This window comes from Aurantimonas sp. A3-2-R12, from assembly GCF_036016755.1.
GTDB classification, from domain to species: domain Bacteria; phylum Pseudomonadota; class Alphaproteobacteria; order Rhizobiales; family Rhizobiaceae; genus Aurantimonas; species Aurantimonas coralicida_A.
Genome location: NZ_JAYXIH010000004.1, coordinates 70,164 through 84,201 on the forward strand (window position 1 = coordinate 70,164; position 14,038 = coordinate 84,201).

Annotated in this window: 17 protein-coding genes; 7 read left to right on the forward strand and 10 right to left on the reverse strand. The window is 64.9% G+C overall.

Annotated elements, in window-relative coordinates; genetic code table 11:
- Nucleotides 1-62: 62 nt before the first annotated feature.
- Nucleotides 63-1,625: a signal recognition particle protein gene (gene ffh / locus VSX60_RS03315; protein WP_327622728.1), complete on the reverse strand. Its 1,563-nt coding sequence runs from the start codon at nt 1,623-1,625 to the stop codon at nt 63-65.
- Between the two features lie 418 nt (nt 1,626-2,043).
- Here ffh and VSX60_RS03320 point away from each other — a divergent pair, with 418 nt between their 5' ends.
- The 7 genes from VSX60_RS03320 (at nt 2,044) to VSX60_RS03350 (ending at nt 9,329) form a co-directional block, all read left to right on the forward strand.
- Nucleotides 2,044-3,132: an endonuclease/exonuclease/phosphatase family protein gene (locus VSX60_RS03320; RefSeq protein ID WP_327622729.1), complete on the forward strand. Its 1,089-nt coding sequence runs from the start codon at nt 2,044-2,046 to the stop codon at nt 3,130-3,132.
- 135 nt (nt 3,133-3,267) lie between these two features.
- A complete protein-coding gene (locus tag VSX60_RS03325) occupies nt 3,268-3,924 on the forward strand; it encodes a DUF1236 domain-containing protein (protein ID WP_327622730.1) in 657 nt (218 codons plus the stop codon).
- 93 nt (nt 3,925-4,017) lie between these two features.
- Nucleotides 4,018-4,398 carry a hypothetical protein gene (locus VSX60_RS03330; protein ID WP_327622731.1) on the forward strand — a complete coding sequence of 127 codons (381 nt, stop codon included), beginning with the start codon at nt 4,018-4,020 and terminating at the stop codon, nt 4,396-4,398.
- 185 nt (nt 4,399-4,583) lie between these two features.
- Nucleotides 4,584-5,498, forward strand: coding sequence for a diaminopimelate epimerase (gene dapF, locus VSX60_RS03335; protein ID WP_327622732.1), 915 nt, complete (start codon nt 4,584-4,586; stop codon nt 5,496-5,498).
- Nucleotides 5,498-6,784 (forward strand): tRNA (N(6)-L-threonylcarbamoyladenosine(37)-C(2))-methylthiotransferase MtaB, encoded by a 1,287-nt coding sequence (mtaB, locus tag VSX60_RS03340; RefSeq protein ID WP_327622733.1) that lies wholly within the window; start codon nt 5,498-5,500, stop codon nt 6,782-6,784. Before dapF ends, mtaB begins: the two co-directional genes overlap by 1 nt.
- 7 nt (nt 6,785-6,791) lie before the next feature.
- Nucleotides 6,792-8,561, forward strand: coding sequence for a signal recognition particle-docking protein FtsY (ftsY, locus tag VSX60_RS03345; RefSeq protein WP_327622734.1), 1,770 nt, complete (start codon nt 6,792-6,794; stop codon nt 8,559-8,561).
- A 102-nt stretch (nt 8,562-8,663) separates the two neighbouring features.
- Complete coding sequence (locus VSX60_RS03350) at nt 8,664-9,329, forward strand: septation protein A (RefSeq protein ID WP_327622735.1); 666 nt, start codon at nt 8,664-8,666, stop codon at nt 9,327-9,329.
- Nucleotides 9,330-9,347: 18 nt separating this feature from the next.
- On the opposite strand, the gene VSX60_RS03355 is transcribed toward VSX60_RS03350, so the two are convergent.
- The 9 genes from VSX60_RS03355 to ccmA all read right to left on the reverse strand — a co-directional run bounded on the left by VSX60_RS03355 (nt 9,348) and on the right by ccmA (nt 13,938).
- The gene (locus tag VSX60_RS03355) at nt 9,348-9,908 is read right to left on the reverse strand and encodes an NUDIX hydrolase (protein WP_327622736.1); all 561 of its coding nucleotides are present in this window, start codon (nt 9,906-9,908) and stop codon (nt 9,348-9,350) included.
- Nucleotides 9,905-10,207, reverse strand: coding sequence for a type II toxin-antitoxin system RelE/ParE family toxin (locus VSX60_RS22540; protein ID WP_442873043.1), 303 nt, complete (start codon nt 10,205-10,207; stop codon nt 9,905-9,907). The genes VSX60_RS03355 and VSX60_RS22540 overlap by 4 nt, the downstream gene beginning before the upstream one ends.
- Nucleotides 10,204-10,452 carry a type II toxin-antitoxin system ParD family antitoxin gene (locus VSX60_RS03360; RefSeq protein WP_327622737.1) on the reverse strand — a complete coding sequence of 83 codons (249 nt, stop codon included), beginning with the start codon at nt 10,450-10,452 and terminating at the stop codon, nt 10,204-10,206. Before VSX60_RS03360 ends, VSX60_RS22540 begins: the two co-directional genes overlap by 4 nt.
- A gap of 64 nt (nt 10,453-10,516) precedes the next feature.
- The gene (locus VSX60_RS03365) at nt 10,517-11,194 is read right to left on the reverse strand and encodes a DsbE family thiol:disulfide interchange protein (protein ID WP_327622738.1); all 678 of its coding nucleotides are present in this window, start codon (nt 11,192-11,194) and stop codon (nt 10,517-10,519) included.
- On the reverse strand, nt 11,191-11,379 hold the full coding sequence (ccmD, locus tag VSX60_RS03370; RefSeq protein ID WP_327622739.1) for a heme exporter protein CcmD: 189 nt from the start codon (nt 11,377-11,379) through the stop codon (nt 11,191-11,193). Before ccmD ends, VSX60_RS03365 begins: the two co-directional genes overlap by 4 nt.
- Before the next feature lie 10 nt (nt 11,380-11,389).
- Nucleotides 11,390-12,148, reverse strand: coding sequence for a heme ABC transporter permease (locus VSX60_RS03375; RefSeq protein WP_327622740.1), 759 nt, complete (start codon nt 12,146-12,148; stop codon nt 11,390-11,392).
- 51 nt (nt 12,149-12,199) lie between these two features.
- Nucleotides 12,200-12,427 (reverse strand): hypothetical protein, encoded by a 228-nt coding sequence (locus tag VSX60_RS03380; protein ID WP_327622741.1) that lies wholly within the window; start codon nt 12,425-12,427, stop codon nt 12,200-12,202.
- Between the two features lie 213 nt (nt 12,428-12,640).
- On the reverse strand, nt 12,641-13,300 hold the full coding sequence (gene ccmB / locus VSX60_RS03385; RefSeq protein WP_327622742.1) for a heme exporter protein CcmB: 660 nt from the start codon (nt 13,298-13,300) through the stop codon (nt 12,641-12,643).
- A complete protein-coding gene (gene ccmA / locus VSX60_RS03390) occupies nt 13,297-13,938 on the reverse strand; it encodes a heme ABC exporter ATP-binding protein CcmA (RefSeq protein WP_442873044.1) in 642 nt (213 codons plus the stop codon). Before ccmA ends, ccmB begins: the two co-directional genes overlap by 4 nt.
- Nucleotides 13,939-14,038 lie beyond the last annotated feature (100 nt).

The following is a 14,038-nucleotide window of genomic DNA, read 5'->3' on the forward strand; positions in this document are numbered from 1 at the left end:
TCGGGTGCCGGATTTCGCTATTCGTGGTGTTCGCATGGTCACGGCCTTGCGGCCCTGACCGGTTATTTCTTCTTGCCTGTCAGACCGGGAAGTCCGGGCAAACCGCCGCTGGGAAGGCCCGTCCCGCCCCCCGGTCCGCTCAGCCCAGGCGGCAGACCCGGCATGCCGCCGCCTTGCGCGGCCTTCGCCATCGCTTCGAGCTGCTTGGGATCCATCTTCGACAGATCCGGCATGCCGCCGGGCATACCGCCCATGCCACCCCCTGGGCCACCAAGGCCCATCTTGCCGGCAAGGCCGCCCATCATCTTGCCCATCATGCCGCCCTTACCCTTGCCCATCGACTTCATGACGTCGGCCATCTGGCGGTGCATCTTCAAGAGCTTGTTGATCTCGGCGGACGAGGTGCCGGAGCCGGCTGCGATGCGCTTCTTGCGGCTGTGCTTGAGGATGTCGGGGCGGGCGCGCTCGGCCGGGGTCATCGACGAAATCACGGCGAGCTGACGCTTCAACATCTTATCGTCGAGACCGGCGGACGCCATCTGGTCCTTCATCTTCCCCATGCCGGGCATCAGACCCATCATGCCGCCCATGCCGCCCATCTTCTGCATCTGACCGATCTGCTCGGCGAGGTCGTTCAGGTCGAACTTGCCCGACTGCATCTTCTTGGCCATCGCTGCGGCTTTTTCCGCGTCGATGTTCTCGGCCGCCTTTTCGACGAGGCTGACGATGTCGCCCATGCCGAGGATGCGATCGGCGATGCGCGAGGGATGGAAATCCTCCAGCGCATCCATCTTCTCACCGGTGCCGATCAGCTTGATCGGCTTGCCCGTAACCGCGCGCATGGACAGCGCCGCGCCGCCGCGCCCGTCACCATCGACGCGCGTGAGAACGATGCCGGTGATGCCGACGCGCTCGTCGAAAGAACGGGCGAGATTGACCGCGTCCTGGCCGGTCAGGGAGTCGGCGACGAGCAGGATCTCGTGCGGCGTCGCCCGCGCCTTGATCTCCGCCATCTCGACCATCAGCGGCTCGTCGATATGGGTGCGGCCGGCGGTGTCGAGAATGACGACGTCGTAACCGCCGAGCTTGCCGGCCTGATGGGCTCTGGCAGCGATTTCCACCGGTCCCTGCCCGGCAATGATCGGCAGCGTGGCGACGCCGGTCTGCTCGCCGAGAATCTTCAATTGCTCCTGCGCGGCCGGACGACGCGTGTCGAGCGAGGCCATCAGCACCTTCTTGCGCTGGCGCTCGGTCATGCGCTTGGCGATCTTGCCGGTGGTCGTGGTCTTGCCCGAGCCCTGCAGGCCGACCATCATCACGACGACCGGTGCCGGCGCGTTGAGATCGATCGGAACCTGGTCCCGGCCGAGCATCTCGATCAGCTCGTCATGGACGATCTTGACGACCATCTGGCCGGGCTTGATCGATTTCAGGATCTCGGCGCCGACAGCCTTTTCACGCACCCGGTCGGTAAAGCCGCGCACCACTTCCAGCGCGACGTCGGCTTCGAGCAGCGCCCGACGGACCTCGCGCAGCGCCGCACCCACATCCTTGTCGGAGAGCGCGCCGCGGCCGGTGAGACCGTTCAGGATGGACCCGAGGCGGTCCTGGAGCGAGTCGAACATCAAGCTTCCTTCCGTCCTTCCGAATTGCCCCGGAAGGTGGTGCGCATCCCCAAGGACCGCAAACCCCTCATGCCCGGAGCAAACGATGCTCAAAGCATGATCGCATCCGCGGGCGAAACTCGCTGGCGGATGGGGACCTCCATGCGGCTCCAAGAGGAGGGGCATGGTCGGCGGGTCGCGGACGGAATGTCGCGGATTTGGCCAGCAACAACACCAATGCGCTCGAATTGTCAAATCCGATGGCTGGGAAAGCGGCCAGAGTCGCCGCGTGCGCGCGGTTTGGAAGGCGATCCCGCGGAACCCGCTGTCAGCAGGCAGAACGCCTGTGGCCTTGTTCTGCGCCGCTTGCGATACAATTGCTCGACCAAGGTCGACCTGTCCCGGCCCTCGATCTGATCACTCCAACGGCGTTGAACTCATGACCGCTGCCATAATCCTGACCGCAGTCACGGTGTTTCTGCTCTTCGCGACCGGCATCTCCTTCGCCCGTATCGCGCACGGTTTCGTCCGGGTTTTCGCCTTTCCCCGGCTGCAATTTCTCGCCCTGACGCTGGTCCTCGTGCCGCTGACCGTCTGGCTTGTTGCGCCCGCCATGTGGATGTGGAGCCTGCTTGCCGGACAAGCCATCGTTCTGGTCGTACAGGCGGTGTCGATCGCGCAGTTCACGCCGCGGCGCAAGCGTCAGTCCCAACGCTACCAGGGTGATCCGAACGGCAAGAACACGGTGTCGGTCCTTTCCTACAACGTCAAAATGTCCAACCGCGACTATGACAGGGCAATCGAGCTGGTTCGCGATGCCGATCCGGATATCGCGATCTTCATGGAGACCGACGAGGCTTGGGCGCGGGCTCTCAAGCCTCTCTCGGAAGGCAGGCCGCATAGTGTCTCGCATCCGCTGGAGAACTCCTACGGCATGGTTCTCATGTCCCGCCACGAATTGCGGGACACCAAAGTGCAATATCTCGTCATGGAGGGCGTGCCCTCGATCATCACGACCGTCGTCCTGCCGGACGATCAATCCCTTCGTCTTTTCTGCGTCCATCCCGAGCCGCCAGTCCCCCATGTGGATTCAGCCGGCCGCGACGCGGAGCTGGTCACGGTTGCCAAGCTTGCCCGCGAAGATCCGATGCCGGCCATCGTCTGTGGCGATCTCAACGACGTCGCATGGTCCCACACGACACGCCTGTTCCAACGCATATCGCGGCTGCTTGATCCGCGTGTCGGCCGGGGATTTTACAACACCTTCGACACGCGCTTCTGGTTTATGCGATGGCCGCTCGATCACCTTTTTCACGATGCCCGCCTCCATCTGATCGCGATGAAGCGCCTGCCGGACATCGGCTCCGACCACTACCCGATGTATTTCAAGTTGGCCCTGACGGCATCCGCCGACGAAGCCGAGCTGCCTGAAGCCGCCGATGCCACGGATCGCGAGGAATGCGCCGAGATCGAGCGGGATGCGCGCGAGGTCGACCGGGACGCCATTGGGACTGACTGGGAAAAGTAGGAGGATCCAGGCTGAATCCTCGCCTCTCTCGCTGAGCAACGAAAAATAGTTGCGCAACGCAGCTGTTAGTCAGGAACAATTATCAACCTGTGACATTTTGAGGAGCGAAGGGCATTTCTTGTTGGGATTAACTTTATGAAACTTCGAAACATTCTCGCAGCTGGCGCCGCTACAGCTATCGCCGCAACGGCTATGCCAGCGTTTGCTCAGACGGTTGTCAAAGCGACGACCGACCTGAACGTCCGCGCTGGCCCAGGTCCGAACTACGAGATCGTTGGCGTGATTGCGAATGAGGGCAATGCCACGGTCGAGGGCTGCATCGAAGGCGGTTCCTGGTGCAAGGTGACCGTCGACGGTCAGGAGGGCTGGGCTTATTCCGACTATCTGACCGCCGACATGTCGGGTGAGCAGGTCGTCGTTACGACCCGCCGGCAGGAACTGGCAGTTCCGGTAGCAACCTACGAAAACGATGCGGGGGGCGGGCTCGCCGGCGCAACGACGGGCGCCGTCGCGGGAGCCATCGTAGGCGGCCCGATCGGCGCGGCGATCGGCGGAGCGGCGGGTCTTGCCGCGGGCGCTGTCATCGACCCACCCGAAACCGCCGTATCCTATGTCCGCTCGAACCAGGTCGATCCTGTCTATCTCGAGGGCGAAGCCGTCGTCGGCGCCAGCCTTCCCGAGACGGTCGAACTTCGGGAGATTCCGGATTACGAGTACCGCTACGTCTATGTGAACGGACAGCCGGTGCTCGTCGAAGCCAGTACGCGTAAGGTCGTCTACGTCGTCCGCTGACGGCCGTCGCGCATCACGGGAGCGCCGGAAAAACCGGCGCTTCTCCCTCGCCCGGCACGCAGCATCGCCGGCGCCTCAAAAAGGAGCACATCCATGTCCGACCCGCGCGACGTCCCACCTCCGGTGGGCACCCCCCCTTCCCGGGAGGACCGTACCGTCATCGTCAACAACGATCGCGTCGACGGTCCTAGGGGCGGCGGCAGCGGCGGCATGATCGCCGCCGCGGTTCTCATTCTCGTTCTTCTCATCGGTGCCTTCTTCCTGTTTGGCGACGGCCTGTCTGGCGGCGGAGACGCGGGCGACAGCAGCACCAGCGTCACCGTCGACACGCCGGACGTGAACGTCGAGGCACCCGCCGCTGAGAGCAACGCGGCCCCGGCCGCATCCGAGGCTCCGGCCGCCGCTCCTGAAGCTCCGGCCGAGACGACGGCGCCGGAAGCCCCCGCGGCCACCGAGCCCGCACCGGCCAACTAAGGCAAAGCGGTCGGCTCTCGGCGCGCAACTCGCGAGACCGAACTGGGCGTGATGGCGGACAGTCGTTCTACCGTCACGTCCCACCGACCGTCTTAGGCACGAGGAGGCCTCCAACGCCTCTGGCCGCGTGGCCTACCCCACGCGGCCTCCTTTCATTTACCACCATGATCGGCCATATAGCCGCCATGACCGAGAGCGCCGGCACCGCCGCTGAGACCGCCATCGCCTTCGCGCGGATGAACGGGCTTGGCAACGAGATCATCGTCGCCGATCTGCGCGGCACGAATGCCCGCATTTCGGCAGATGGCGCGCGTGCGCTGGCCACGGACCCTGCGACCCGCTTCGACCAGATCATGGCGATCCATGATCCCAAGACCCACGGCACCGATGCGTATATCCGGATAATCAATCGCGACGGTTCCGAGGCCGAGGCCTGCGGCAACGGCACCCGCTGCGTCGTCCAGGCGCTCGGCGTCGAGACCGGCCGCACCGATTTCACCTTCGAGACCCGCGCCGGCATCCTGACCGCGAACGAACGGGCCGACGGGCTGATTGCCGTGGACATGGGCAAGCCCCGCTTCGGCTGGCAGGAGATTCCGCTGGCCGAGGAATTCGCCGATACGCGCACGATCGAACTCCAGATCGGACCGATCGACGCGCCGGTGCTGCATTCGCCCTCGGCCGTTTCCATGGGCAATCCGCACGCGATCTTCTGGGTCGATCGCGACGTGTGGAGCTACGATCTGGACCGCTTCGGCCCGATCCTCGAAAACCATCCGATCTTCCCCGAACGGGCCAATATCTCGATCGCCCAAGTCATCAGCCATGGCGCCCTGACACTCCGGACCTGGGAGCGTGGTGTCGGGCTGACGCAGGCCTGCGGATCGGCCGCCTGCGCCGCCGCCGTCTCGGCCGCGCGGACACAGCGAACCGGCCGGAGGGTGACCGTAACCGTGCCGGGCGGTGACCTCCTGCTGGAATGGCGCGACGACGACCATGTCGTCATGACCGGCCCCGCGGCGTGGGAGTGGTCGGGCCGCCTCGACCCGGCGACGGGCGCCTATGTCCGCGACGACCAGACCGCTGCGGAACCCGCCTGATGGGCGTCGACATCGTTTCCTTTGGCTGCCGGCTGAACACCTACGAGGCCGAGGTGATGAAGCGCGAGGCGCTGGCCGCCGGCCTCGGCGAGGACGGCGCGAGCGCGATCGTCTTCAACACCTGCGCCGTCACCGCCGAGGCCGTGCGCCAGGCGCGCCAGCAAATCCGCCGGGCCCGGCGCGACAACCCAAGGGCCCGCATCGTCGTCACCGGCTGCGCGGCGCAGACCGAACCCGGCCGCTTCGCCGAGATGGTCGAAGTCGACGCCGTCATCGGCAATGACGACAAGCTTGCCGCCGCATCCTATCGCGCCCTGCCGGATTTCGGCGTGGCGAAGGAAGAGAAGATCCGCGTCAACGACATCATGAGCGTGACCGAGACCGCCGGCCACATGGTCGACGCCATCGAAGGCCGCGCGCGCGCCATCGTCCAGGTCCAGAATGGCTGCGACCACCGCTGCACCTTCTGCATCATCCCCTTCGGACGCGGAAATTCCCGCTCGGTGCCGATGGGCGCGGCCGTCGATCAGGTCAAGCGCCTCGTCGCCGGCGGCTACAACGAGATCGTCCTGTCGGGCGTCGACATGACCAGTTGGGGCGCCGATCTGCCCGGCCAACCAAGGCTCGGCGACCTCGTCCAGGCGATCCTGCGACACGTGCCGGACCTGAAGCGCCTGCGGTTGTCCTCGATCGATTCCATCGAGGCCGACCCGGCGCTGATCGAGGCGATCGGCTCGGAAAAGCGGCTGATGCCGCATCTGCACCTGTCGCTGCAGGCCGGCGACGACATGATCCTGAAACGGATGAAGCGCCGCCACAACCGCGACGACGCGATCCGGTTCTGCGAAGACATGCGGGCGGCGCGGCCGGACATCGTCTATGGCGCCGATATGATCGCGGGTTTTCCGACCGAGACCGACGCCATGTTCGAGAACTCGTTGAAGCTTGTCGAGGAGTGCGGGCTGACCCACCTCCACGTCTTTCCGTTTTCGCCGCGCGAGGGCACGCCGGCGGCGCGCATGCCGCAATTGCCCCGGCCCCTCGTCAAGGAACGCGCGGCGCGGCTGCGCGAGACGGGCGAAGCAGCCCATGCCGCGCATCTGACCCGGTTGGTCGGCACGGCGCAGTGTGTGCTCGTCGAGCGCGACGGCGTCGGCCGCTGCGAAGACTTCACCGTTTGCCGTGTCGACGAAGGTCTCCCCGGCGAGATCGTCGACACTATCCTTGTCGAGGAACGTGGCGGCCAGCTTTTCGCCCGTGCACTCCCGATTATCGAAGAGAACTGACGTAACCATGGCTGAACCAAAAGGCTTCTTCCGGCGCATCTTTTCCTTCGGTTCGGATCGCGAGGAAGATCGTGTACCCGAGCACGGTGAATTGCCGCGGCCGTCCGATACGGAAGTCGGTCGTGCTGGATCGCCGGACCCGGACATGCATCCGGAGGCAGCAGCCAGTTCGGTCGCCGACAGCGAGGCCGGCGCCTCGGTGGAGGATGGCGGCGGCATCACTCCGCTGGCCGAAGTCGCGGGAACGCGTGTGTCGGGCGAGTCTGGCGACGATACAGTCACCCGCCAGACGGATACGGCTCAAAAAAAAAGCGCTGAAATCCTCCTAGACCGACAGGAACCGCAGCAAGCGGAATTCGATAGCCCGGACGAGACGGTGGATTTTTCATGGCTCGAGGCGCCGGAGCCGGAGGAAGCGATAGCGGAAAGCCCCGACTTCTCGTTTCTGGAAGAGCCGATTATTCCCGAAGACGAGTCACCGCCGCACGTCGCGGGCGAACGGCGGGAAACCTCCGAGGCCGCTGACGCGGTGGCCCCCGTCGTCGGACCGGCCTCCGAAGACGATCATCTCGATGGGCATCGCGACGGACATGGCGACGATCTGCCCAACGAGGAGGCAGACTTTTCCTGGCTCGACCAGGACCTGCCGGCGGACGACAAAGACGATGTGCTTGATACGGCGGAACGAATCGATCCCGCTTTCGACGAGATCCCCGACGGCGCCGCCGATCACCCGCTTCCCGCCCCGGCATCGCAGCCTGCAATCGCCCGCCCGCCGGTGGATCCCGATGCCGGCTTCCGGCTTCGCGAGCAGGCGGCGCCAGCCGCGCCCACCCCCGAGGTACCGGCACCCTGGCTGCAACGCTTGCGCCAGGGACTGTCGCGCTCGTCCAACCAACTCTCCGGCTCGATCGGCTCGATCTTCACCAAGCGGCGCCTCGACGAGGAGACGCTACAGGATTTCGAGGACGTGCTGATCCAGGCCGATCTCGGCGTCGAGACGGCGCTGCGCATCACCGACCGCCTGTCGGAAGGCCGCTTCGGCCGCGAGATCGGCGGTGAGGAAGTTCGCTCGATCCTCGCCGACGAAATCGAGAAGACGCTTTCGGCGGTGGCGATGCCGCTGGAACTCGACCTGGAAAAGAAGCCGCACGTCATTCTCGTGGTCGGCGTCAACGGCACCGGCAAGACCACGACGATCGGCAAGCTCACGGCGAAACTTTCCCGCGCCGGGCTCAAGGTGACGCTGTGCGCCGGCGACACCTTTCGCGCCGCCGCCGTCGAGCAATTGAAGATCTGGGGCGAACGGACCGGCTCCGAGGTCGTCGCCAAGCAGATCGGCGCCGACGCGGCGGGGCTGGCATTTGAGGCCTATGACCGGGCGGTCGAGAACGATTCCGACGTGTTGATCATCGATACGGCGGGGCGGCTGCAGAACAAGACCGAACTGATGGCAGAGCTGGAAAAGATCATCCGTGTCCTCGGCAAGCGCGAGCCCGACGCGCCGCACACCGTGCTGTTGACCCTCGACGCGACCACCGGCCAGAACGCCCTCAACCAGGTCGAGATCTTCCGCAATGTCGCCGGCGTCAACGGGCTGGTAATGACCAAGCTCGACGGCACGGCACGCGGCGGTATCCTCGTCGCCATCGCCGCCAAGCACAAGCTGCCGGTCTATTTCGTCGGCGTCGGCGAGGGCATCGATGATCTCGAACCGTTCAAGGCCAAGGACTTTGCCAGCGCCATCGCGGGGACCGCGCCGGCGGCGCCGTTATAGCGCCAGCCCACATTAAAGATCGACAAGATTTCGGCGATCGCCGCCCGGTGGCCTATCATTTGCCGCGATCCCGAACGATATGAGGGCGAACACGGAGTGCCCATGACCGACCACATCATCGAAGAAGAACCGAACTCTCCCACCCGCAAGGAGATGAATCCGCTCCTGAAATTCGCGCTGGAGCTCGGGCCGCTGCTGGTCTTCTTCTTCGCCAATGCGCGCGGCGAGCAGATCGCCGACGCCTTTCCGGTGCTGCAGGAACTGGGTGGCCCGCTATTCGTCGCTACCGCGCTGTTCATGGCGGCGATGGCCATCTCGCTGAGCGTGTCCTGGGCGATCACCCGGACATTGCCGATCATGCCGCTGGTCTCCGGCGCGGTCGTGCTGGTGTTCGGCACGCTGACCCTGTGGCTGCAGGATGAGACCTTCATCAAGATGAAGCCGACCATCGTCAACGGCCTCTTCGCCGCCGTTCTCCTCGGGGGGCTCGTCTTCGGCAAGTCGCTGCTCGGCTACGTCTTCGATCAGGCCTTCAAGCTCGATGCCGAGGGCTGGCGCAAGCTGACCCTGCGCTGGGGCCTGTTCTTCATCTTCCTCGCCATCCTCAACGAGGTCATTTGGCGCAGCTTCTCGACGGATTTCTGGGTCGCGTTCAAGGTCTGGGGCACGATGCCGATTACCATCCTCTTCATGATGGCGCAGTTTCCGCTGATCAAGCGCCACGCCACCGAGCCACTGGTCAAGGAGCACCTAACCGCGAAGAAGTGACGCCGGCCGGGGGCGCCGTCAGAACTCGCCGGTCTTCAAGACGCGCCCATCAGGCATGACGTTGCCGGTGGCGCCGTCGGGATTGCCGAACGGCACCGGCGGCGCGCCGGCTTCCGCCTCGCGATCGTGGTTCAACGCCCAGTGGACCGAGGGAAAGGCCAGTTCGTCCCACGGAATGGCATCGAAGGCGAACATATCCACGGCCTGGCTTTCCGGTCCCGCCGCGATGGTCGCCTCGGCGAGCCGCGCCCGGTAGATGAGCTGCACCTGGCTGATCCGCGGAACGGCGTAGACCGCGAGCAGCCGCTCGATCGTGAGCGACGCCTCGGCTTCCTCCCGCGCCTCGCGGCGGGCGCCGTCCTCGGGCGTCTCGTTCAGTTCCAGATAGCCGGCCGGGATCGTCCAAAAACCCTTGCGCGGCTCGATCGCCCGTTTGCAAAGCAAGATCTTGCGATCGTGATGGACCACCGAGCCGACCACGATCTTGGGGTTTTCGTAGGCGACGAAACCGCATGTGTCGCAGATCTTGCGCGGCAGGGCGTCGTCTTCGGGCGTGCGGAGGGAGAAGGAGGGGGTCATCGCGTCACAGATGGTCCTCGATATTCATCCGGCCATGCAGGATGCGGACGACATTCGAGAGCGCCCGACGACGAACGCACATAAAAAATCTGATGCCGACCGCTTTGATGGAAGCGCAAACCCTTACGGTATCGCGACGCGTCGCGAGACGAGCCGGGGCGGTCAAACACGCGTTCGCAACTTCGGGCGATTTCGGAGACATATCGGTCCGCCTGATCTGCTCCATATCGCTTCAGTGTATAGAGATAGACAGCGGCAAGATCGCGGTACCCAGCGGGACTGAAGCGGACTTCCCTCACTCGGCGTCGGACCGCGAATGCATGTCGCGCAGGAACGTTTTGAGATCGAACGGCTGTGGCTCGCCGCTGTCAAACCCTTCCTGGATCGCGGCACGAAGCGCGGCGATCTTTCTCTGTCGTCGTTCCAAAAGTCGCAAGCCGGCGCGAACGACATCATCGGGGTCAGCGAATTCTCCGATTTCGACCTGCTGATCGACAAACGCGTCGTAGGGTTCGCCAAGTCTCTGCGATTTTACGGAACTCATTCCAGACCTCCGGCTGTCACTTTCAGCTATTTTCAGGGCTTTCGAGAAACAAGGAACAGCCTCCTCAGCTCGTCGGCGCCTTCTCGGCCGGCTTTCGCGCCAACACCGCTTCGATCGCCGGCATCAGCCCGGTCTCGATGAGCTCGGGCGAAAACGGCCCCGTCTGCTTATAGACGATCTCGCCGTCCGGGGTGACGAGGAAGGTTTCCGGGATGCCATAGACGCCCCAGTCGATCGTCGCCGTGCCCTTGGGATCGACTCCGACCGCGTCATAGGGATTGCCGAGCGATTCCAGGAATTCGAGCGCGTTTTCCGGCTTGTCCTTGTAGTTGATCCCGACCAACCGGAACCGGTCATCCTTCCCAAGGTCCATCAACAGGGGATGCTCGACGCGGCAGGGCACGCACCAGGAGGCGAAGACGTTGACCACCACCGGCCGGCCGTCGCCGAACCCCGCAAGGTCGAGACCCGGCGTCGGTTGCCCGTCCGGTCCCTTGAGCCCTTCCAAAGGCGGCAACGTAGTCTCCGGCGCGGTCTTGCCGATCAGCACCGACGGGATGATCTGGGCGTTCTTTCCCGAAAGCAGCTGATAGAGGAAGACGGAGGCAAGCCCGCCGAACAGCAGCAGCGGCAAAAGAACCAGCCAGTTGCGCCGCGGCTTGGCGGGGCGGGAGGGCGGCGTCTCGCCGTCAACTGGCGTTGGCGCGGTCGGGATCGTCGTCTCGGTCGGCTGCTCGGTCATTGTGCCGTCCCTGTCGTCTCCAGAGCCGCGCCGCGACCGGCGGAGCGCCGGCGAACGCCTCTCGCCTCGAGCGCCTTCAGAGCGCGCCGCTGCGCCTTCGCGTCAAGGAAAACCCACAATGCCAGCCCGACCAGAGCCAGCGCCGAGACCCCATAGGCCGAGACGATAAAGCCGAAATAATTCATGACATTTTCCTCAGGCCTCGGCGTTGCGGGCCGCAAGCCGCGACAGCGCCGCGACGCGGCGGCGCAGCACCTCGGTGCGCATCGCCGTCAGATGCAGGGCGAAAAACAGCAGCGTAAAGCCGACCGCCGAGATCAGCAGCGGTGCCAGAAACACCGCCGGCATCGCCGGGCCGTCGGGGCGCAGAACGCTCGCCGGCTGGTGCAACGTGTTCCACCAATCGACCGAGAACTTGATGATCGGGATATTGACGAAGCCGACGAGGACGAGGATCGCCGCGGCCTTGGCGCTCTTGCCCGGATCGTCCAGCGCCCGGGTCAGCGCGATCAGCCCCAGATACATCAGGAACAGGATAAAGACCGAGGTGAGCCGGGCATCCCAGACCCACCAGGTGCCCCACATCGGCCGGCCCCAGATCGAGCCGGTGATCAGCGACAGCGCCGTGAACACGGCGCCGATCGGCGCAGCGGCCTTCACCGCCACATCGGCCAGCGGATGACGCCAGACCAGGGTGCCGAGGGCCGACACGCTCATCACCGTCCAGGCCATCATCGCGATCCAGGCGAAGGGCACATGAATGAACATGATCTGCACGGTCGCGCCTTGCTGGTAATCCGGCGGCGCGGTGAAGCCGAGGAACAATCCCACGGCGAGCGCGAGCAAAGCCAGCCCATAAAGCCAGGGCTGGATCTTTCCCGACAACGCCAGGAAGCGGGTCGGGTTGGCGAGAATGGTCAAGCGCGACGGCTTGGCGGCGGAGAGGTCGGTCATAAGCCTAGTTTAGGAGCTCCCAGGAGGGATAAGGCGAGAATTGTAGGGTCTTCATAACCTAAGCACCGTGGATAGCGGCGTGTCATTCCCAGCCAGATGCATCACGATCCAGATCATCCAAGTGATCGGCCAGATCGCGGCAAGAAAGGCGTCGATCGTCAGGCTCATGACGATTTTCAGGAAGACCGACATGCCGCTTTGCCACGTGTCCACCACGCCAAGGATGAAGGTGAGCGGGCCGCCGATCATCATGACGATGGCAAACGGTGCGGCGAGCAAGCTTCTCATTTGGGCCTTCGTTTTCTATTGCGCGCCCTTCGCGCTACCGAGGTCGGCAGATTAACGTCGGCAAGTCCGTAACTGCAACCGCTCGCAAATATGTTCTGGTTACGCAGACGTTAAAGCAGCGGGTTCGCCCGAGGATGACGAGGCACGGACAGGAAAGCATCACTTTTCCTCCAGGCGGCGGCGCATCGCATCGGGACGCCTGCCTCAATCAGCACTCGTCTTCAGCGCCGCGCCCGCCGCGATCGGTCCCAGTGCCCCGAAGAACAACGTCAAGGCGACGAGAATGAGGAATGGCGGGAGAAACGGATCGGGATCGTTGACCGCGCCGTAGGTCGCCGAGACGCCGAAGATCAGCACGGGGATCGCCAGCGGCAGGACGAGGACCGAGACCAGCAATCCGCCGCGCGGCAGCGCGACGGCGACGGCGGCCCCGACGGCGCCGATGAAGGTGATCGCGGGAGTGCCGGCGAGAAGCGTCGCCATGACCGCCCCGATTGCCACCGGATCGAGCGCGAGGAAGAGGCCAAGAACCGGCGCGGCAAGGACCAGCGGCAAGCTGGAGGCGACCCAGAGCGCCAGGCATTTGGCAAGGACGACCAGCGGAAGCGGCGTCGGCCCGGCGATCAAAAGATCGAGCGTGCCGTCGTCACGGTCGGCCTGGAACAGCCGGTCGAGGGTGAGCAGCGCCGACAACAACGCCCCGATCCACAGAATCGCCGGCCCGATGCGCGACAGAAGATTGAGGTCCGGGCCAATGCCGAACGGGATCGTCGCGACCACGGCAAGGAAGAAGATCACGCCGGTCATCGCCCCGCCGCCGCCGGAAAAGGCGAGCCCCAGGTCGCGGCGGAACAGCGCGATCATAACCAACCCTCCGCGGCGGCGATCGCCGCCTCGTCGAAGCCGCCGGATCGCTCGTCAGCGGCAGGCAGGCGGCGCGACTCCAGCCGCAATTCGCGTACCGCCGCCATCCCCAGCGGCTGGTGGGTCGCGGCGATAACGATGCCGCCGCCGGCCAGATGCGCGTCCATCAACGTTCCGAATCGCTGCTGCGAGGAAGCGTCGAGCGCCGATGTCGGCTCGTCGAGAATCCACACCAGCCGCTCGACCACGAGCAGCCGGGCGAGACTTGTCCGCCGCTGCTGGCCGGCCGACAAATACGAAAACGGCAGATGCGCAAGATCGGGAAGGCCGACGGCCTCGAGCGCCGCCTCGATCGGATGCCCGCCGCCGCCGAGGAAACGACGCCAGAAGGCGAGATTATCCCGGACGCTGACACCCGGCTTCATGGCGTTGCGGTGGCCGACATAATGGGCGATCTCGGCGACGGTCCGGGCCGGTTCGCCGTCGGCGGCGGTGGCGCCCGTGACAGCAACGTGCCCGGCGAGCGGCCGCAGCAGCCCGGCAAGCGTGCGCAGAAGCGTCGACTTGCCGGCGCCATTCGGACCGGTGATCACCAGTCCGTCCCCGGCCCGTACCGCGAAATCCAGGGGACCAGCCACGGTTTCAAGACCACGTCCGACCGAAAGCCTGTTGGCGGTGATCGTCAGCACGGGATACGTACACGATTCGTCATTGGCGGCGTATATCAGAGCCAGCGGG